Raw genomic sequence first — 19,627 nt, 5'->3', positions numbered from 1 at the left:
TGAGGCTCGCGGGATCAGCTGGCCGACGTCGCCGGCAGCGACAACGAATCCAGTAGCGAGCTGGCGCGCCGCGCGTAGACGACACCCAAGAAGTCCGAGACGGCGTCGGCGGCCAGCCGCGATCGAACCGTCGGGGTGATGTCGAACGCGTGGTGCGCGTTGGTGAGCTCGGCGTAGGCCACCGTGGGCGCCCCGGCCGCACGCAGGGCCGCGCAGAATTCCCGGGCCTGCCCGCAGGGAACCAGTTCGTCCTTCTCCCCGTGCAGGACGAAGAACGGGGGTGCCTCGGCGTGCGCGTAGGAGATCGGCGATGCCGCCCGGAACCGCTCGGGATCTTCGGCGTAGCGGGCGCGCATCACGAACTGCTCGAGGAACGGCATCATCAGCGCGTGCATGTTCTCGACGTCGGTGAAGTCGTAGACGCCGTAGTAGGGGGCCACCGCCTGCACCGTCGTGTCGGCGCCTTCGAACCCGGGCTGAAACGCCGGGTCGTTGGGGGTGAGCGCGGCCAGCGAGGCCAGGTGTGCGCCCGCGGAACCGCCGGTGATCGCGATGAAACCCGGGTCGCCGCCGTAGTCGGCGATGTTTTCCCGGACCCACGCGATGGCCCGCTTCACGTCGATGATGTGCGCCGGAAATGTGCTGCGCGGGCTCCTGCTGTAGTCGATCGAGACGCAGATCCAGCCGAGCTCGACCATCCGGCTCATCAGCGTGTAAGCCTGCCCGCGCTTGCCGTTGACGGCCCACGCCCCGCCGGGAACCTGTATCAGCACCGGCGCGCGGCGACCGGGCGCCAGGTCGTGTCGCCGCCAGATGTCCAGCAGATTGTCGCGACCACCGGGGCCATAGGAGATGTCGGAGGTGTGCCTCGCGTACCTGCGGTGTGGCCCCGGCATGCGCAATAACCCGTCGCGCGGCGCGCATTCGGACTGTTCGCAGGTCGGATGGCACACCAGCTCGCGAAAGTCCGGCCCGAAGGACTCCTCGAGCGCGGCGGTGAGGGTTTGGTCCGCCCGCTGCGCGGCCCAGGTGGTGCCGACGCGGCCGATGGAGGGGCGCGATACCCGGGACAGCGCGTGGCCGGTCAACACGTGCGGCGGAAACTCCGCGGACAGCCAGCCGGCGAACCAGCCGAGCGCGAACGGCGAGCCGCGCAGCAACAGCGCGCCGGCGCGATACGTGTCCCTGGCATCGGCCGCCAGGCGCTGTGCCTGGGCACCGGCCCACGAGACCCGCGAGGTCACGTTAATGGCCACGCTCATAGCAACGCCACCCCTCGACGTTAGGCACACGCCTCGTTGCGGTTAACGGCTGTTTACCAACCGATGTTGTGCGTGTGTCGAGGGTCACACCATAACGGATAACCTCGGCGCCGGAACACTTTTCGTCCGCGTGGCGGGCGCGGAATCGGATCGGCGGCCCGGTTGGATACACTGACCTGCATATTGCCTCCGTAGCTCAGGTGGATAGAGCAAGGGCCTTCTAATCCCTAGGTCGCACGTTCGAGTCGTGCCGGGGGCACATCAGTTCGTGCCGGGGCACATCAGTTCGAGCGCCGGCGTGACTTGATGGCCGTCGCTTTCGACCGCCCCGGTGGGGCCAACGGGCTGCGAAGTTAATGTTGCTGGGCAATGAGGTGCCTGGCATCGATCTCCGGTCATCCGCCCGGGACGCCGCCAGCAAACCCCTGAAACCCGCGGAGGTGCCCGGTGGCCGAACCCGAACTCGTGCTGTACAGCGTCGACGATCACGTCGCGCTCATCACCGTCAACGACCCCGACCGGCGTAACGCGTTCACCGCGGAGATGTCGGCGTTGCTACGCGCGGCCGTCGAGCGGGCCGAAGCCGATCCCGGCGTGCACGCCGTGGTGGTCACGGGCGCGGGCAAGGCGTTCTGCGCTGGCGCCGACCTCAGCGCGCTGGGCGCCGCGGGCGGCGGGGCGGCCGAGTCGGGGCTGACGCTGATCTACGACGGCTTCATGGCCGTGAGCAAATGCAAGCTGCCCACCATCGCCGCGGTCAACGGCCCGGCCGTCGGCGCCGGACTCAACCTGGCGCTGGCCGCCGACGTGCGCATCGCCGGGCCGGCCGCACTGTTCGACGCCCGCTTCCAGAAGCTCGGCCTGCATCCCGGCGGCGGCGCGACCTGGATGCTGCAGCGAGCGGTCGGCCCGCAGGTGGCCCGGGCGGCCCTGTTGTTCGGCATGTGCTTCGACGCCGACTCCGCCGTGCGGCACGGGCTGGCGCTCAGCGTCGCCGACGACCCCGTCGCGGCCGCGCGGGAACTGGCGTCCGGGCCCGCGGGCGCGCCGCGCGACGTGGTGCTGGCAACCAAGGCCACGATGCGCGCCACGTTCAGCCCTGGTTCGCTGGACAACGAGCAACACGAACTGACGATGCGCGCCGAGTTGGGGCCGCAGGCCAAGTCCATCCAGTCCCCCGAGTTCGCCGCCCGGCTGGCCGCGGCGCGGCGCCGCTAGCGTTGCGTGTTTTTGGGATCGGTAGCGATCCGTCCCGGGTGAACTTGCCGCGAAGACGCCGCGCGAGGCGGCGCCCCTAGCAAAGGAAGCACAGCATGATCTCCACCCCCACTCTGAAGCGGCTTGTCGCCGGATCGCTGCTGTCCAGCGGTGTCGCGATGGCCGGGTTCGGGCTGGCCGCAGGAACCGCGCAGGCCCAGCCCGGCGTTGCGCCGCAGGTCTATTGGTGCCCGAACCAGCCGTGGAACCCGGCGTGGGGTGACAACAAATACTGGAATCAGTGCTGGGACACCGACAACCCGCCGTCCTACCCGCCGCCACCGCCGTTCCACCAGCCGAATTTCAACTGCGGCCTCTTCTGGTGCCCGGTGCCGCCGCACTCCTGACGAGCGGGCTAAAGATCCAGCAGCGCGGTCTCGGGAGACTCGATCAGATCCCTGAGCTCGCAGAGGAATTGGGCCGCCTGGGCCCCGTCGGCCACGCGGTGGTCGAATACGCACGACAGCGTCATCACCGGACGCACCACCACCTTGTCGCCGACGGCCACCGGCCGCGGCTTGATCGCTCCCATGCCCAGGATCGCGGCCTCGGGATGGTTGATCACCGACACGCCGTCGTCGACGCCCAGGGCGCCGAAGTTGGACACGGTGAACGTCGAGCCGCGCAGCTCGGTGGGCGCGAGCGTGCCCTCGCGCGCTTCGGCGATCAATTCGCCTGTCCGGCCGGCCAGTTCGCGTGTTGTCTTCTTGTGGGCATCGGTGATCACCGGGACGAGCAGGCCGCGTTCGGTGGCCACCCCGAAGCCGAGGTGCACGTGGCGGTGTACGTGCACCTGCGGCCCATCCGGGGAATCGACCCACGTCGAGTTGAGGACCCCGTTGTGGGACAGCGCGATGACCAGCAGCCTCAGCGTCAGCACGAACGGCGTGATCTCCGGCTGCGCAGGGCGGAACCGGTCGCGCAACCGCAGCAATTCGGAGCAATCGACACCCGCACTGACTTTTGCGGCCGGAATCTCCTTGTGGGACAACGTCATTTTCTCCGCCATCCGCGCCTGCACGCCCTGCACGGGCCGAACGTCGGGGGCGGCCCTTGAGCCCTCGGCGGCCGAGATCACGTCCGCGCGGGTGATCACCCCACGATGCTGGATCGAGGCGAGGTCGACGGAGAGCTCCTTGGCCAGTTTGCGCACCGGAGGCGCGGCGCGCGGCCGGCCCCGGCGCCGGCTGACGTCGATGTCGTCATTCGCGCCATAACCGACCAGCGTGGGCGCCGTGGATTGGCCGTTGGCCGCGGGGGCCTCCGCGCTCGCCGGGGCAGTCTCGATCCGCACCAGCACCGCGCCCACGTCGAGCACATCGCCCTCGGCGCCGTGCATTTCGACGATCCGGCCCGCATACGGGCTCGGGATTTCCACCTCGGCCTTGGCGGTCTCCACCGAACACAGGACCTGATTGAGCTCGACCTCGTCACCGACCGCGACGTTCCAGCGCGTCACGGTGACGTCTTCGAGTCCCTCGCCGAGATCGGGAACCCGGAATGCCTTGATCCGCTCGTCGGCGCTCACGACTGCTCCAGCGCGCGCTCGACGCAGTCCAGCAGCCGGTCGGGGCCGGGCAGCCACAACCGCTCCAGCCGCGCCGGCGGGTAAGGCGTGTCAAATCCGCAGGCCCGCAACACCGGTGCCTCCAGCTCGTAGAACATCTCCTCCTGGATGCGGGCGGCCAGGCCGGCCCCGTAGCCCAGGCTGCGCGGCCCCTCGTGCATCACCACGCAGCGCCCGGTTCGATGAATCGAGGCCGCGACGGTGTCGAAGTCCAACGGGACCAGCGATCGCAGATCGATGACCTCCAGGCTCCAACCGCGTTGGCGCTGCGCCTCTTCCGCGGTGGCGACGGCGGTGTTCACCAGGTTGCCGTAGGTGATGACGGTTACGTCGGTGCCCGGGCGGCGCACCATCGCCTGGCCGATGGGCGGTTCGGGCCGATCGGTGTCGACCGCACCGCGCCCGTGATAGCGCCGCTTCGGTTCCAGGAAGATCACCGGGTCGGGGCAGGCGATCGCGTGTCGAAGCAGCCAATAGGCGTCGGACGGATTCGACGGGACCACCACCTTCAGGCCGGCGGTGTGCGCCCAGTACGCCTCGGTGGAATCCGAATGATGCTCGGCCGCACCGATACCGCCGAACGACGGGATTCGGACGGTGACCGGCATGTTCACCTCGCCGCGGGTGCGGGTGCGGTACTTCGCCAGGTGGCTGACCAGCTGGTCGAACGCCGGATAGGAGAAGCCGTCGAACTGGATCTCGGGCACGGGCACGAAGCCGCGCAGGGCCAGCCCGACCGCGATCCCGATCAGCGCGGACTCCGCCAGCGGGGTGTCGAAGCATCGGTCCTCGCCGAACGTCCGGGCCAGTCCCTCGGTCACCCGGAACACCCCGCCCTCGACCGAGACGTCCTCGCCGAACACCAGGACCCGATCGTCGGCGGCCATCGCGTCATGCAGCGCGCGGTTGAGCGCCTGCACCATCGTCAGCGGCCGCGCGCCCAGCGCGCCGTCTTCGGCTGTCGCCCTTAGCGTTTCATCCGAACCGGCCGGACGATCGGCGAGCTGGGTCATTCAAGCCTCCCCAGCTCGGCGCGCAGCTGTTGGCGCTGCGCCTGCAATCCGGGAGTGATTTCGGCGTAGACGGTGGTGAAGACTTCGTCGATGTCGATGTCGGGCGCATCGAACACCGCGTCGCGCAGCTCGGCGCGCAGTCGTTTCGACCGGGCCGCGACCCGCTCCTCCAGGCGTTCCGACCACAGCCCCTGGCCCTGTAAGTAGGCGCGGTAACGAGGAATTGGGTCCAGCGCCTCCCAGCGCTCGACCTCTTCCCGCGTCCGGTACCGGCTCGGATCATCGGCGGTGGTGTGCGGGCCCAGCCGGTAGGTGACCGCCTCGATCAGCGTCGGGCCGCCGCCGGAGCGGGCCCGGGCGGCGGCCTCGGCGACCACCGCGTAGCACGCCAGCACGTCGTTGCCGTCCACCCGGAGTCCCGGCATGCCGTAGCCAATCGCCTTGTGCGCGATGGACGGTGCGGCCGTCTGCCTGGAGATCGGCACCGAGATCGCCCACTGGTTGTTCTGCACGTAGAACACGCACGGCGTGGTGAACACCGCGGCGAAGTTGAGCGCCTCGTGCACGTCGCCCTCGCTGGTGGCGCCGTCACCGAGGAAGGCCACCGTCACCGAGTCCTCGCCGAGGCGTTGCGCGGCCATCGCCGCACCGACGGCGTGCAGGGTCTGGGTGCCGATCGAAATCGCCATCGGGGCGCAGCATTTCTTGGTGAATTCCAGCCCGCCGTGCCAGGTTCCGCGCCACGCGGCGCCCACATGCCCAGGCGGGATGCCGCGCACCAGGAAGGCGCCCAGCTCGCGATATTGCGGAAACAACCAGTCCGTTTTGCGCAGGCAGGCGGTCGCGCCGACTTGGGCGGCCTCCTGGCCGCGGCACGACGCGAACAGCGCCAGTTGCCCCTGGCGCTTGAGGTTGACGAATTCGATGTCCAGCTCCCGGGTGACCACCATCGTCTCGTAGAGCCAGCACAGTGTCTCGGCGGGAAGGTCGCGGCTGTAGCGGCGTTCGGCCGTCGACGTGCCGTCCGGGGCGACGAGTTGCACCGGGTCGAGGTCGACAGTCATCGGCGCCTGAGTTGCCTGTGCCATACCGCCTCCCCAGCTCCAGGGGTCACGCCGTTTGAAAAATGCCGCCCTCTCGATTCGCCCTGCGTTCCGTCCTGTGCCTTTTGCGCGCAAGTGCCGTGACAAACCCGCAGCAAAACCACGGTCGGGGCTCACCTCGCCGCGACACTGACGCACTTTCCATTATGCGCTCAAATGCGAAGAGACCTCGTTGATCGCGGATCCCGACCGAACGTGTCGCGCGCGCTTCAGGCCGGCTTTCCGGCCCGCCGCAGCACCATTTCCGCGTGCTTCAGAACCGGCGAGTCGACCATCTGTCCCTCGAACGCGAACACCCCTCGCTCGGTCTGCGCCGCCGCCAAAACCCTTCGCGCCCAGTCCAGCTTCTCCTCGCTGGGGCGATAGGCGTCGCGCACCACCGCGACCTGGCTCGGGTGGATGCAGACGGTCCCGTCGAAGCCCACCGCGACGGCGTCGTCGGCCTCCGCCCGCAGGCCGTCGAGGTCACGGATGTCCAAATGCACGGCGTCGAGCGCGATCCGGCCGAACGCGGACGCCGCGAGCAGGGTCGTCGACCGGACGTGGCGGGCAACGTCCCGATAGGTCGCGTCGGGCCGTCGGCTGGAGCTGCCGCCCAGCGTGGCGACCAGGTCCTCGGCGCCCCACATCATCGCCACGGTGCCCTGCGCCGCGGCGATTTCGGCGGCGAGCACCGCGCCCCGCGGGGTCTCCACGAGCGCGACGACGTCGCGGGGCGCGAGCGCGGTCACCTGCGCGGCCGACTCGGTCTTGGACAGCATCACCGTCGTGTATGGGGTGTCGGCCAGGGCATCGAGGTCGCGGGCCAGCTCGTCGGTGCCGGCGGCGTTGATCCGCACCACGGTGCGTTCGGGGTCCAGCGGCGTCTCGCGCAGCGCCTTGCGGGCGGCGGGCCTGTCCGCCGCCGCCACGCCGTCCTCGAGGTCGAGGATCACGACGTCGGCGACGGCCGCGGCCTTCGCGAACCGCTCGGGGCGGTCGGCCGGGCAGAACAGCCAGGCGGGGCCGGCGGCGCGCAGGTTCATCGCGCCTCCCCGCCGGCGGGCCGCTTCTGGACCAGCGTGGTGCGCACCGCCCGCGCGACGACGTCGCCGTGCTGGTTGCGGCCGGTGTGCTCGAGGGTGACGATGCCCTCGGCGGGCCGGCTCTTCGATTCGCGTTTGCCGGTGCACACGGTTTCGGCGTAGAGGGTGTCGCCGTGAAAGACCGGCTTGGGGAACGACACCTCGGAGAAGCCCAGGTTGGCCACGATGGTGCCCAGCGTCAGCTGCGCGACCGACAGCCCGACCAGCGTCGAGAGCGTGAACATCGAGTTCACCAGCCGCTCGCCCCGGAAGCCCGGCTGCCCGGCCGCCCAGGCCGCGTCGAGGTGCAGCGACTGCGTGTTCATGGTCAGCGTGGTGAACAACACGTTGTCGGCCTCGGTGACGGTGCGGCCCGGCCGGTGCAGGTACGTCGTGCCGATCTCGAACTCCTCAAACCACAAGCCCCGCTGGACAACCGACTTGGCATCCGTCATGCGCGCCGCTCCTCCTCATCGCTCCGCTCTGCATCGTCGCCGGCGCGCGTCATGACAGCCCCAGCGAACGCGCGATGAGCATCAGCTGCACCTCGGTGGTGCCCTCCCCGATCTCGAGCACCTTGCTGTCGCGGTAGTGACGCGCCACCGGATACTCGTTCATGAACCCGTAGCCGCCGTGAATCTGGGTGGCGTCGCGCGCATTGTCCATCGCCGCCTCCGAGGAGACCATCTTCGCGATCGCCGCCTCCTTCTTGAACGGCTTGCCCGCCAACATCTTTGCCGCCGCCTCGTAGTACGCCGTGCGGGCGACGTGTGCCCGCGCCTCCATCCGCGCGATCTTGAAGCTGATCGCCTGGTAGGAGCCGATCGGCTGGCCGAACGACTGGCGTTCCTTGGCGTACTTGACGCTCTCGTCCACGCAGCCCTGCGCGGCGCCAGTGGCCAGCGCCGCGATCGCGATGCGGCCCTCGTCGAGGATCGACAGGAAGTTGGCGTAGCCGGTCCCGCGGGCGCCCAGCAGGTTCTCCTGCGGGACGCGCGCGTCGGCGAACGTCAGGCCGTGGGTGTCCGACGCGTTCCAGCCGACCTTGTTGTAGACCGGCTCGACGGTGAATCCCGGTGTGCCGTTGGGCACGATGATCGTCGAGATCTCCTTCCTGCCGTCGGCGCTTCCGGTGGTTCCGGTGACCGCGGTGACGGTCACCAGCGAGGTGATGTCGGTGCCCGAGTTCGTGATGAATTGCTTGCTGCCGTTGATCACCCACTCGTCACCCTCGAGGCGGGCCGTGGTGCGGGTGCCGCCGGCGTCGGAGCCCGCACCCGGCTCGGTGAGCCCGAAGGCGGCGAGCGCGCGGCCGGCCGTCAAGTCCGGCAACCACTTTCGCTTCTGCTCCTCGCTGCCGAAGCGGTAGATCGGCATCGCGCCGAGACCGACCGCGGCCTCCAGTGTGATCGCCACGGATTGGTCGACCTTGCCCAGCTCCTCGAGCGCCAGTGCCAGCGCGAAGTAGTCGCCGCCCATGCCGCCGTATTCCTCGGGGAACGGCAGGCCGAACAGGCCCATTTCGCCCATCTTGGCGACGACCTCGTACGGGAAGCTGTGCTCCTCATCGTGTTTGGCCGATACCGGTGCGACGACGGTGCGCGCGAAGTCGGCGACCGTGTTGCGCAGGTCCTCGTATTCCTTGGGTAACGTCCCCGCGGTAATGGAAGCTGTCATGATCCTTCCTTGATCCGAGCCAGTACCTGATCGACTTTCACTTGATCGCCGACGGAGACCAGCACCTCGACGCGCCCCGAAGCCGGGGCGGCCAGCGAATGTTCCATCTTCATCGCCTCGACGACCACCACCACTTCGCCCTCGGAGACCTCGGCGCCGGAGTCCGCCTGGACGGCAATCACGTTGCCGGGCATGGGGCTGACGATCTCGGCCGGTCGCGCGTCCGCCGCGCGGTGGATCTTTTGCTCCTCGGCCTCCCGCAGGTGCCAGGTTCCCCGCTCGTCGGCGATCCACAGGTGCCGGTCGGCCTCGGCCCACCGGTAGTCGCGGCGCAGCCCGTCGAGCGTCACACTCAGCCGCGATCCCTCGACTTGCGCACTCGCGGAACGTATTTCACCGTCGCCGACCTGCACCTCGGCGGCCTCGGGCGGCCCCCACACCGACACCGTCTCGGTGCGCAGCGGGGTGCGCATCGCTGTGCGGACCGGCGCGGCGCCGCCGCCGACGCGCCATCCCGTCGGTGCGGCCCATAGGTCGCCGCGGGCGCGGCGGGCAAGCGCCCACTGGCGGAACATGCCGCCCGCGGCGAGCACGTCGTCGGGCGCCGGCAGCGGCGCGAAGCCGGCCAGCCGCTCGTCCAGCAGCGCGGTGTCCAAATCGCCGGCGCGCACCCGCTCGTCGGCGAGCAGGAAACGGAGAAACTCGACGTTGGTCTGCACGCCCAGGACCGCGGTCCGCGCCAGCGCCCGGTCCAGTCGAGCCAAGGCCTCGTCGCGCTCGGCGCCGTGCGCGATCACCTTGCTCAGCATCGGGTCGTAGTCGCTGCCCACCACGGTCCCGGGCAGCAGCGACGAGTCAACCCGCACGCCCGCGCCGGAGGGTTCGAACACCTGCAGCACCCGCCCGCCGGTGGGCAGGAATCCGCGCGCCGGATCCTCCGCGTACACCCGGGCCTCGATCGCGTGCCCGCGCAGCTGGATGTCGTCCTGCGAAAACGCCAGCTTCTCGCCGGTGGCGACGCGCAATTGCCATTCGACCAGGTCCAGCCCGGTGATCTCCTCGGTGACCGGATGTTCAACCTGCAGACGGGTGTTCATCTCCATGAAGAAGAATTCGTCGGGGCGCTCGGCGGACACGATGAACTCCACGGTGCCCGCGCCGACGTAATCCACGCTGCGGGCGGTGTTGCAGGCCGCCAACCCGATCCGCGCGCGGGTCTCGGAATCCAGCAGCGGCGAGGGCGCCTCCTCGATGACCTTCTGATGGCGCCGCTGCAGGCTGCACTCCCGCTCGCCGAGGTGCACGACGTTGCCGTGGGTGTCGGCGAGCACCTGCACCTCGATGTGCCTGGGCCGCAACACGAATCGCTCCAGGAACAACGTGTCGTCGCCGAACGAGGAGGCCGCCTCCCGGCGCGCGCTCACCAGCGCCTCGCGCAGCCGGCCCGGGTCGTCCACCAGCCGCATGCCCTTGCCGCCGCCACCCGCCGACGGCTTGATCAACACCGGATAGCCGACCTCGTCGGCGGCCGCGGCGAGCTCGTCGTCGCTCAGTCCCGGCTTCGCCACCCCGGGCACCACGGGCACGTCGAAGGCGGCGACGGCGTTCTTGGCCGTGATCTTGTCGCCCATCACCCGAATCGCCCGCGCGGGCGGCCCGAGGAACACCACGCCGGCGCGCTCGCAGGCCGCCGCGAAATCGGCGTTCTCGGAAAGGAACCCGTAGCCCGGGTGGATGGCCTGGGTTCCGGTGCGCGTCGCCGCATCCAGCACGCGGGAGATGTCGAGGTAGCTCTCGCGCGCCGCGGGGGGCCCGAGCCGCACGGCCTCATCGGCCTCCAGCACGTGCCGCGCGCCGGCGTCGGGATCGCTGTAGACGGCGACCGACCGGATGCCCAGCCGACGCAGGGTCCGGATCACCCGCACGGCGATCTCGCCGCGGTTGGCCACCAGCACGGTCTCGAACACGGCGCTCACATCCGGAAGACGCCGTAGGAGACCGGTTCCAGCGGGGCCTGCGCGCACACCGAAAGGGCAAGCCCGACAAACGTTCTGGTCTCGGCCGGGTCGATGATGCCGTCGTCCCACAGGCGCGCGGTCGAATAGTACGGGTTGCCCTGGTCCTCGTACTGTTCGCGGATGGGCGCCTTGAACGCCTCCTCGTCGTCGGCCGACCAGGGTTTGCCCGTCGCCTCGAGCTGCTCGCCGCGCACGGTGGCCAGCACCGATGCGGCCTGCTCGCCCCCCATCACCGAGATCCGCGCGTTGGGCCACATCCACAGGAAGCGCGGCGAGTACGCCCGGCCGCACATCGAATAGTTGCCCGCCCCATAGGATCCACCGATCACCACGGTCAGCTTGGGCACCCGGGCGCAGGCCACCGCGGTGACCATCTTCGCGCCGTGCTTGGCGATGCCGCCGGCCTCGTAGTCGCGGCCGACCATGAAGCCGGCGATGTTCTGCAGAAACAGCAGCGGAATCCGGCGCTTGTCGCACAGCTCGATGAAATGCGCGCCCTTCAAGGCGGATTCACTGAACAGCACCCCGTTGTTGGCGACGATCCCGACGGGATGGCCGTGGATGCGCGCGAACGCGGTCACCAGCGTCTTGCCGTAGTTGGCCTTGAACTCGCTGAATTCGCTGCCGTCGACCAGCCGCACGATGACCTCGTGCACGTCGTAGGGCACCCGCGGATCGGGGGGCACGACGTCGTAGAGCTCGGCCTGCGCGTGCTTGGGCTCGGTCGGGGGCCGCACCTCCCACTGGGCGGGCTCGCGTGGCCCGAAGGTGGCCGCGATGGCGCGGACGATCCGCAGCGCGTGCTCGTCGTCGTCCGCGAGGTGGTCGGTGACGCCGGAAACCCGGGAGTGCAGGTCGCCGCCGCCGAGCTCCTCGGCGGAGACGATCTCGCCGGTGGCGGCCTTCACCAGCGGCGGGCCGCCGAGAAAGATCGTGCCCTGCTCACGGACGATGACCGCCTCGTCGCTCATCGCCGGCACGTACGCCCCGCCCGCCGTGCACGACCCGAGCACCGCGGCCACCTGCGGAATTCCCTTGGCGCTCATGGTCGCCTGGTTGTAGAAGATCCGCCCGAAATGCTCCCGGTCGGGAAACACCTCGTCCTGGCGCGGCAGGAAGGCGCCGCCGGAGTCGACGAGGTAGATGCACGGCAGCCGGTTCTGCAGCGCGACTTCCTGTGCGCGCAGGTGCTTTTTGACCGTCATCGGGTAGTAGGTGCCGCCCTTGACGGTCGCGTCGTTGGCCACCACCACACACTCGCGCCCCGACACCCGGCCGATCCCGGTGATGATGCCCGCGCCCGGCGACTCGTCGTCGTACATGCCGTTCGCGGCCAGCGGGGCCAGCTCCAAAAACGGGCTGCCCGGGTCGAGCAGTCGGTCCACCCGTTCGCGCGGCAGCAGCTTGCCCCGGCTGACGTGCCGTTCCCGCGCGCGTTCGTTGCCGCCCAACGCCGCGGCGGCAAGCCTGGCGTTCAGCTCGCCGACCAGCCGGCGGTGCTCGTCGGCGAAGGAAGGCGCGGCGGTCACGGAGGTCACTGCGCGGCCGCTCGAATCACCAGGGGCGGCTGGGTTTTGGCGATGACCTCTTCGACCGACACATCGGGGGCGGTCTCGACCAGGTGCAGGCCGTCGTCGCGGACGTCGATGACCGCGAGCTCGGTGACGATGCGGTTCACGCAGGCGACGCCGGTCAACGGCAACGTGCACCGCTCGAGGATCTTGGGGCTGCCGTCCTTGGCGGCGTGCTCCATCATCACGATCACCTTGCGGGCGCCGTGCACCAGGTCCATCGCGCCGCCCATGCCCTTGACCATCTTCCCGGGAATCGTCCAGTTGGCCAGGTCGCCGGTGGCCGAAACCTGCATGGCCCCCAGCACCGCGACGTCCAGGTGCCCGCCGCGGATGATCCCGAACGACGTCGAGGAGCAGAAGAACGCCGCACCGGGAAGCGTGGTGACCGTTTCCTTACCGGCATTGATCAGGTCGGGGTCCAGATCCTCGCGCCGCGGGTACGGGCCGACGCCCAAAATCCCGTTCTCCGAGTGCAAAATCACGTGGACGCCCTCGGGGATGTGGTTGGGGATCAAGGTGGGCATCCCGATGCCCAGGTTGACGTATTGGCCGTCTTCGAACTCCGCCGCCACGCGGGCGGCCATGTCGTCTCTGCTCCAGCTCATATGGCGCCACTCCTCCTCATCGCTGCGCTCTGCATCGTCGTCGGCGCACTCATGGCCGCACCGTCTCCTTCTCGACCAGTTTGGTCGGATTGGGCACGTGCACCACCCGCTGCACGAACACACCCGGGGTGTGCACCGTGGCGGGGTCGATCTCGCCGGGCTCGACGAGGTGCTCGACCTGAGCGATCGTGATCGCTCCGGCCGCCGCGCAGTCGGCGTTGAAGTTGGCCGCCGCCTCGCGGTAGACCAGGTTGCCGTGCCGATCGCCCTTCCACGCGTGCACCAGCGCGAAGTCGGTGCGAATCGCCCGCTCGAGAACGTAGGTGGTGCCGTCGAACTCGCGGGTTTCCTTGGCCGGCGACACGACGGCCACCTCGCCCGACGCGTCGTAGCGCCAGGGCAACCCGCCGTCGGCGACCTGGGTGCCGACGCCGGCCGGCGTGTAGAACGCCGGTATCCCCATGCCGCCGGCGCGCAGCCGCTCGGCCAGGGTGCCCTGCGGGTTGAGCTCCACTTCGAGCTCCCCGGACAGGAATTGGCGGGCGAACTCCTTGTTCTCGCCCACGTAGGACGCGGTGGTTCGGCGAATCCGCTTGTGCTGCAACAGCACTCCCAGCCCGACGCCGTCGATGCCGCAATTGTTCGACACCGTCACCAGGTCGGTGACACCGCTGTCGACCAGCGCGGCGATCAGCGCGTCGGGGATGCCGCACACCCCGAATCCCCCAACCGCCAGCGATGACCCGTCGGCGATGTCCGCCACCGCCTCCGCGGCGGTCGCCACCACTTTGTCCATAGCCGCAGGGCCTCCTCTTGCGGTAGCGGGATTTCAGTTAATTTTCATTAACTGGACGAGAATACCATTACCTTCGCCGTCGCGTCCAGGGAGGCACCGGGCGCTCAGTCGAGGCCGCGGAGGTGCTCGACGGCGCGCTCGCGCAGCTCGGTTTTGCGCACCTTGCCGGTGACGGTCATCGGGAACTCGTCGACGATCCATAGGTACCGCGGGATCTTGAACCTGGCGATTCGGTCCGCGCAGAACTCCCGCAGGCCCTCGATGCTCAGCTCCGGCGCGCCGTCGCGCAGCATGACCACGGCCATGAGCTCCTCGCCGTACTTGTCGTCGGGCACCCCGATGACGTGGCCGTCGACGATGTCGGGGTGGGTGTGCAGGAACTCCTCGATCTCGTGCGGGGAGATGTTCTCGCCGCCGCGCACGACGATGTCCTTGATCCGGCCGGTGATCCGCACGTATCCGCAGGCGTCCATCACGGCCAGGTCTCCGGTGTGCATCCAGCCGTCGGCATCGATGACCTCGGCGATCCGTGCCTGCTCGTTCCAGTAGCCGGCCATCACCGAATAACCGCGGGTGCAGAACTCGCCGGCGACGTCGCGGGGCACGGTCTCGCCAGTGACCGGATCCACCACCTTGACCTCCAGGTGCGGGCCCACCCGGCCGAGGGTGCCGACCCGCCGATCCAGCGAATCGTCGGTGCGCGTCTGCGTGGAGACCGGGCTCGTTTCCGTCATGCCGTAGCAGATCGAGACGCCCGGCATGTGCATGCGCTCGATCACCTTGCGCATCACCTCGACCGGGCAGGGCGCGCCCGCCATGATCCCGGTGCGCAGGCTGCTCAGGTCGTAGTCGGCGAATTCCGGCAGGCCCAGCTCCGCGATGAACATCGTGGGCACGCCGTATAGGCTGGTGCACCGCTCGGCCTGCACGGCCCGCAAGGTGGCGGCCGGATCGAACCCGGCCGCCGGAATCACCATGCACGCACCATGACTCGTGGCCGCCAGGTTGCCCATCACCATGCCGAAACAGTGATAGAACGGCACCGGGATGCAGATCCGATCCCGCGCGGTGTAGTCCAGCAGCTCGCCCACCAGGTAGCCGTTGTTGAGGATGTTGCGGTGACTCAGCGTAGCACCCTTCGGGTATCCCGTTGTGCCCGAGGTGTATTGGATGTTGATCGGGTCGCGGTGATCCAGCATCGACGCGATTCCGGCCAGCGCATCGAGGTCGGCCTCGGCGCCGGCGAGCTCCTCCCAGCGATCACTGTTCAGCAGCACCACATCCCGCAGGGCGGGGCAGCGCGGCGCCACCTCGGCCAGTATCGCCGCGTAGTCGGTGGTCTTGAAACTCGAGGCGGCGATCACCATCGCGACCCCGGATTGCCTTAGCGCATACTCCAATTCGTGCGTCCGGTAGGCGGGGTTGATGGTCACCAGGATCGCGCCGATCTCGGCGGTCGCGTACTGGACGAGCACCCACTCCCAGCGGTTCGGCGCCCAGATGCCGACCCGGTCGCCCGCACCGATCCCCGCCCGCACCAGGCCCGTCGCCAATCGGCGCGCCGACGCCAGCAATTCGGCGTAACTCCACCGTCGCCCCGCCGCGACGTCGACGAGCGCGTCGGCGCGCGGATGCCTGGCCGCACTGGCGGCGAGGTTGGCGCCGATGGTCATCTCGAGCAGCGGCGGCTCGCTCGGACCGCGGTCGTATGAAAGGTCATCGGCTCCTGCGGCTGCCACCGTTCCTCCGGGTTGTTCGCTACCAACGTAGACCGCCGCCGGGATCGCCCACCACCGCACCGCAATTCGAGTTAATCACCAATAACCCATGCTATGTTAGTGACGATTAACCGACTGATCATGGACGGAGGCCGTCGTGACTGCGTCCGCCCCGGGGGGCCGGGTCGACCGGCCCGACGCCCGAAATCGCCGCAGCCAGTTGAAGTCCGACCGGCGCCTGCAACTGCTGTCGGCCGCCGAACGGCTGTTCGCCGAACGCGGTTTCCTCGCGGTGCGGCTGGAGGACATCGGCGCGGCCGCCGGCGTCAGCGGCCCGGCCATCTACCGGCACTTCCCCAACAAGGAATCGCTGCTGGTGGAGTTGCTGGTCGGGATCAGCGCCCGACTGCTCGCCGGCGCGCAGGAGGTCAAGGCCCGCAGCGCCGACGCCGCCGAGGCGCTGGACGGCCTCATCGATTTTCACCTCGACTTCGTGCTGGGCGAACCGGACCTGATCCGCATTCAGGACCGCGACCTGGCCCACCTGCCCGAGACCGCCGAGAAGCAGGTGCGCAAGGCCCAGCGCCAGTACGTCGAGATCTGGGTGGGCGTGCTGCGCGAGCTGAACCCCGAACGGGCCGAAGCCGACGCCCGGCTGACCGCCCACGCGGTGTTCGGCCTGTTGAACTCGACGCCGTACAGCATGAAGGCGGGCGACGACTCGCGCGGCAAGCCGGCGGGGCCGGAGCGATCCCGCGCGGTGATGCGGGCGATGACGGTCGCCGCATTGCTGGCCAGTGACCGGAGTCAGTAGCCGCCGCCGGGTACCCTGCAAGCCATGAGGTGGACATGAACGATCCACGTCGGCCGGAGTGGTTCAGTCCCCCTCTTGCGGGGTCCGGACCGGCCGCGCCGCAGGGCCCGCAAAGTTCACCGCCCGTCGATCCCGCCTATGCCGGGCAAGCACCCTATGCGCCCACCTACGGCGGCGGGTACAGCCCGCAATGGACGCAGAACCCGACCGATCAGCTGCCTGCGTACTGGCAGCAGGGCCAAATCCCGCCGGGTGAGACACCCACCGAGATCCTGGCTCCCCCGCCGCCGCAAGGCCCGAAAACGCCGCGCTGGTTGTTGATCGGCGCCGGCGTGGCGGTGCTGCTGGTCGTGGCGCTGGTGATCGCGCTGGTGCTTGCCAACGGCGCGGTGAAAAACCAGACCGCCGTGCCGCCATTGCCCGCCATGCCCGGATCGAGCCCGGAGACCACCACCCCGACCACGCGAACGTCGCCGCGTTCGCACTATCCGCTGCCGCCGCCCACCGTCTCGACCATGCCGACCGAGACCACCGGGCCCGCCGCGATGCAGAGCGTCGTCTACGACGTCAGCGGCGACGGGCGTGCGATCAGCATCACCTACTGGGACACCGGCGACGTCATACAGACCGAGTTCAATGTGGCGCTGCCGTGGAGCAAGCAGGTCAGCCTGTCGAAGTCGGCCGCCCACCCGGCCAGCGTCACGATCATCAACATCGGGCACAACGTCACCTGCACGCTCACGGTCGACGGCGTCCAGGTGCGCCAACGCGTCGGGGCGGGCATCACGATCTGCGACGCCGGGCACTAGTGCTGAGTCGCTAATTCGTCGGCAGGGTTCGGCTCGCCGAACGTGTGGCATATGGACGAAAAGCCGTCGTCCTGTGTGCATGTGCCCCACGCTCGACGCGGGGCGCTACTAGGAGGGCTCCAAGGCGGCGCGGTGGCGCGGCGGGACGCGGACCATCAGCATCCCCAGCAGCCCGGCGATCAGCACCAGCGAGATGCCACCCAGCCCGGCGCGGACGGCGCCGAAGGCGTCGACGAAGACCGAGAACAGCCACGGCGCCAGGAAGGCGACCGCCCGTCCCGTCATCGTGTAGAGGCCGAACGCCACCCCCTCCCTGCCGTGGTGCGCCATCTGGAGCAGCAGGGCGCGCGCCGACGACTGCGACGGCCCGATGAACATGCACAGCAGCAGCCCGCACACCCAGAACGCCACCGGGCCGGACAGCACCATCAGGGTGAGCGCCATCGCGACGATCGCCACCAGCGACCCCACGATCACCGGTTTGGACCCGATGCGGTGGTCAACGAACCCGCCCAGCACGGCGCCCACCGCGGCCACCACACTGGCCACCACCCCGAAGATCAGCACGTTGGCCTGCGAGATGCCGTAGACGCTGACGCCCAGCACGGCGCCGAAGGCGAAAATCGCCGCCAGCCCGTCGCGGAAGAGCGCGCTGGCCCCGAGGAAGTAGACCAGGTTGCGGTCGCGCCGCCACTCCGCGGACACCTCCCGCCACAGCTTGCGGTAGCCGCCCAGCATGCTGATGGGCCGGTGCGCCTCGGTCGTGTCGGGCAGCCGCTGTGCGACCACCAGCAACGGCAGCGCCAACACCGCCAGCCACGCCGCTGCGGCCAGCATCGCCTCGCGGACGTAGAGCCCGTCGGCGACGGGGACCCGCAGCAGCCCGCGCACCGCGCCCGGGCCGGAGCCGGACCCGGAGATGAAGCCGGTGTAGATCACCAACAGCAGCAGGACACTGCCGAGATAGCCTGCCGCCCAGCCGAACCCGGAGATCCGGCCCGCCGTCGCCGGCGTCGAGAGCTGCCGCAGCATCGCGTTGTACGGGACGCTGGCCAGGTCACCGCACGCCGCCGTCGCCCCCAGCAGCACCAGTCCCGCCCACAGGTAGGCGGGGCGGTCGCGGATGAAGAACATCGAACAGGTCAGCGCCACCGCCAGCCCGGTCAACACGCTCAGCACCACGCGCCTGCGATGCGGGGATTCCACCCACACGCCGACGACGGGCGCCAGCAGCGCGACGGTCAACCCGGCGACGGCCCCCGCGCGGCCCAGCCAGCTCGCCGGCGTGGTCGGCCCGGGCAGCCCCACCCCCACGCTGCTGGTCAGGTAGACGGAGAACACGAACGTCGCCACGATCGCGTTCAGGCCGGTGGATCCGGTGTCCCACAACGCCCACGCCACCACCCGAGACGGGGCAACCGTGCCCGGACCCGAATCCGGCCGACTCATGCCCGGCACTCTATGTGTTGGGCATCTGATGCGCAGCGACCCGCCTCGCCCGGCTGCGCCGCGCTTGCGATCGCTGCGTGTCTACGATTGGCGCATGCCGATACCCGCGCCCAGCCCCGACGCGCGCGCCGTTGTCACCGGAGCTTCGCAAAACATCGGCGAGGCGTTGGCCACCGAGCTCGCCGCGCGCGGGCACAGCCTGATCGTCACCGCGCGACGCGAGGACATCCTGACCGACCTGGCCGCTCGCCTGGCCGACAAGTATCGCGTCACCGTGGAGGTGCGACCGGCCGACCTCGCCGACCCGGCCGAGCGGGCGAAATTGTGCGACGAGCTGGCCGCCCGCCCGATCTCGATCCTGTGCGCCAACGCGGGCACCGCGACATTCGGCCCGCTCGCGGAGCTCGACCCGGCCGGCGAGAAGGCTCAAGTGCAGCTCAATGTCCTTGGGGTGCATGATCTTACGTTGGCGGTGCTGCCCGGCATGATCGAGCGCGGGGCCGGCGGCATCTTGATCTCCGGCTCGGCGGCGGGCAATTCGCCGATCCCCTACAACGCCACCTACGCAGCCACCAAGGCGTTCGTGAACACCTTCAGCGAATCGCTGCGCGGCGAGCTGCGGGGTTCGGGGGTGCACGTCACGCTGCTGGCGCCCGGCCCGGTGCGCACCGACCTTCCCGACGACGCCGAAGCCACGCTGGTCGACAGGCTGGTGCCCGACTTTCTGTGGATCTCCACCGAGCACACCGCCCGTCTGTCGCTGGATGCGTTGGCGCGCAACAAGATGCGCGTCGTCCCGGGCCTGACGTCGAAGGCGATGTCGGTGGCCAGCGGGTACGCCCCCCGAGCGATCGTCGCGCCCATCGTGGGCAGCTTCTACAAGAAGCTCGGCGGCGGGTAG

Annotated in this window: 18 protein-coding genes and 1 tRNA gene; 6 read left to right on the top strand and 13 right to left on the bottom strand. The window is 69.5% G+C overall.

Features of this window, described 5'->3' with window-relative positions:
* Nucleotides 1–14 precede the first annotated feature (14 nt).
* Nucleotides 15–1,262, bottom strand: coding sequence for an esterase LipQ (gene lipQ / locus AC5Y6X_RS11850; RefSeq protein ID WP_499986636.1), 1,248 nt, complete (start codon nt 1,260–1,262; stop codon nt 15–17).
* Between the two features lie 185 nt (nt 1,263–1,447).
* Between lipQ and AC5Y6X_RS11845 the strand changes: the two genes are divergently transcribed.
* The 3 genes from AC5Y6X_RS11845 (at nt 1,448) to AC5Y6X_RS11835 (ending at nt 2,866) form a co-directional block, all read left to right on the top strand.
* Nucleotides 1,448–1,521 (top strand) — tRNA-Arg (locus AC5Y6X_RS11845).
* A 188-nt stretch (nt 1,522–1,709) separates the two neighbouring features.
* The gene (locus AC5Y6X_RS11840; RefSeq protein WP_499986635.1) at nt 1,710–2,480 is read left to right on the top strand and encodes an enoyl-CoA hydratase; all 771 of its coding nucleotides are present in this window, start codon (nt 1,710–1,712) and stop codon (nt 2,478–2,480) included.
* Between the two features lie 95 nt (nt 2,481–2,575).
* Nucleotides 2,576–2,866: an Mtp family mycobacterial-type pilin gene (locus tag AC5Y6X_RS11835; protein ID WP_499986633.1), complete on the top strand. Its 291-nt coding sequence runs from the start codon at nt 2,576–2,578 to the stop codon at nt 2,864–2,866.
* A gap of 8 nt (nt 2,867–2,874) precedes the next feature.
* Here AC5Y6X_RS11835 and AC5Y6X_RS11830 read toward each other — a convergent pair whose 3' ends face one another.
* From AC5Y6X_RS11830 to AC5Y6X_RS11780, 11 genes are all read right to left on the bottom strand, one after another.
* A complete protein-coding gene (locus AC5Y6X_RS11830) occupies nt 2,875–4,047 on the bottom strand; it encodes a dihydrolipoamide acetyltransferase family protein (RefSeq protein WP_499986632.1) in 1,173 nt (390 codons plus the stop codon).
* Nucleotides 4,044–5,099 carry a 3-methyl-2-oxobutanoate dehydrogenase subunit beta gene (gene bkdB, locus AC5Y6X_RS11825; protein ID WP_499986631.1) on the bottom strand — a complete coding sequence of 352 codons (1,056 nt, stop codon included), beginning with the start codon at nt 5,097–5,099 and terminating at the stop codon, nt 4,044–4,046. Before bkdB ends, AC5Y6X_RS11830 begins: the two co-directional genes overlap by 4 nt.
* Nucleotides 5,096–6,187, bottom strand: coding sequence for a pyruvate dehydrogenase (acetyl-transferring) E1 component subunit alpha (gene pdhA / locus AC5Y6X_RS11820; protein ID WP_499986630.1), 1,092 nt, complete (start codon nt 6,185–6,187; stop codon nt 5,096–5,098). Before pdhA ends, bkdB begins: the two co-directional genes overlap by 4 nt.
* A 224-nt stretch (nt 6,188–6,411) precedes the next feature.
* Nucleotides 6,412–7,227, bottom strand: coding sequence for an HpcH/HpaI aldolase/citrate lyase family protein (locus AC5Y6X_RS11815; protein WP_499986629.1), 816 nt, complete (start codon nt 7,225–7,227; stop codon nt 6,412–6,414).
* On the bottom strand, nt 7,224–7,721 hold the full coding sequence (locus tag AC5Y6X_RS11810) for a MaoC family dehydratase (protein ID WP_499986628.1): 498 nt from the start codon (nt 7,719–7,721) through the stop codon (nt 7,224–7,226). The genes AC5Y6X_RS11815 and AC5Y6X_RS11810 overlap by 4 nt, the downstream gene beginning before the upstream one ends.
* 49 nt (nt 7,722–7,770) lie before the next feature.
* A complete protein-coding gene (locus AC5Y6X_RS11805) occupies nt 7,771–8,943 on the bottom strand; it encodes an acyl-CoA dehydrogenase family protein (protein WP_499986627.1) in 1,173 nt (390 codons plus the stop codon).
* The gene (locus tag AC5Y6X_RS11800) at nt 8,940–10,910 is read right to left on the bottom strand and encodes an acetyl/propionyl/methylcrotonyl-CoA carboxylase subunit alpha (protein WP_499987034.1); all 1,971 of its coding nucleotides are present in this window, start codon (nt 10,908–10,910) and stop codon (nt 8,940–8,942) included. Before AC5Y6X_RS11800 ends, AC5Y6X_RS11805 begins: the two co-directional genes overlap by 4 nt.
* A 5-nt stretch (nt 10,911–10,915) precedes the next feature.
* Nucleotides 10,916–12,499 (bottom strand): carboxyl transferase domain-containing protein, encoded by a 1,584-nt coding sequence (locus AC5Y6X_RS11795; RefSeq protein WP_499986626.1) that lies wholly within the window; start codon nt 12,497–12,499, stop codon nt 10,916–10,918.
* Nucleotides 12,496–13,140: a CoA transferase subunit B gene (locus tag AC5Y6X_RS11790; protein ID WP_499986625.1), complete on the bottom strand. Its 645-nt coding sequence runs from the start codon at nt 13,138–13,140 to the stop codon at nt 12,496–12,498. Before AC5Y6X_RS11790 ends, AC5Y6X_RS11795 begins: the two co-directional genes overlap by 4 nt.
* A gap of 49 nt (nt 13,141–13,189) precedes the next feature.
* Nucleotides 13,190–13,936, bottom strand: coding sequence for a CoA transferase subunit A (locus AC5Y6X_RS11785; RefSeq protein ID WP_499986623.1), 747 nt, complete (start codon nt 13,934–13,936; stop codon nt 13,190–13,192).
* A 104-nt stretch (nt 13,937–14,040) separates the two neighbouring features.
* Nucleotides 14,041–15,609, bottom strand: coding sequence for an AMP-binding protein (locus AC5Y6X_RS11780; protein WP_499987033.1), 1,569 nt, complete (start codon nt 15,607–15,609; stop codon nt 14,041–14,043).
* 202 nt (nt 15,610–15,811) lie between these two features.
* Here AC5Y6X_RS11780 and AC5Y6X_RS11775 point away from each other — a divergent pair, with 202 nt between their 5' ends.
* A complete protein-coding gene (locus AC5Y6X_RS11775) occupies nt 15,812–16,468 on the top strand; it encodes an SACE_7040 family transcriptional regulator (protein WP_499986622.1) in 657 nt (218 codons plus the stop codon).
* Nucleotides 16,469–16,503: 35 nt separating this feature from the next.
* Nucleotides 16,504–17,277, top strand: coding sequence for an MmpS family transport accessory protein (locus tag AC5Y6X_RS11770; RefSeq protein WP_499986621.1), 774 nt, complete (start codon nt 16,504–16,506; stop codon nt 17,275–17,277).
* A gap of 108 nt (nt 17,278–17,385) precedes the next feature.
* On the opposite strand, the gene AC5Y6X_RS11765 is transcribed toward AC5Y6X_RS11770, so the two are convergent.
* On the bottom strand, nt 17,386–18,726 hold the full coding sequence (locus AC5Y6X_RS11765) for an MFS transporter (protein WP_499986620.1): 1,341 nt from the start codon (nt 18,724–18,726) through the stop codon (nt 17,386–17,388).
* A 94-nt stretch (nt 18,727–18,820) separates the two neighbouring features.
* On the opposite strand from AC5Y6X_RS11765, the gene cmrA reads away from it, so the two are divergent.
* Complete coding sequence (gene cmrA / locus AC5Y6X_RS11760; protein ID WP_499986619.1) at nt 18,821–19,627, top strand: mycolate reductase; 807 nt, start codon at nt 18,821–18,823, stop codon at nt 19,625–19,627.

This window comes from Mycobacterium sp. NGS26 (assembly GCF_059813025.1).
The sequence above is the reverse complement of the archived record's forward strand: the minus strand, read 5'-3'. Positions and strand labels throughout refer to the sequence as shown.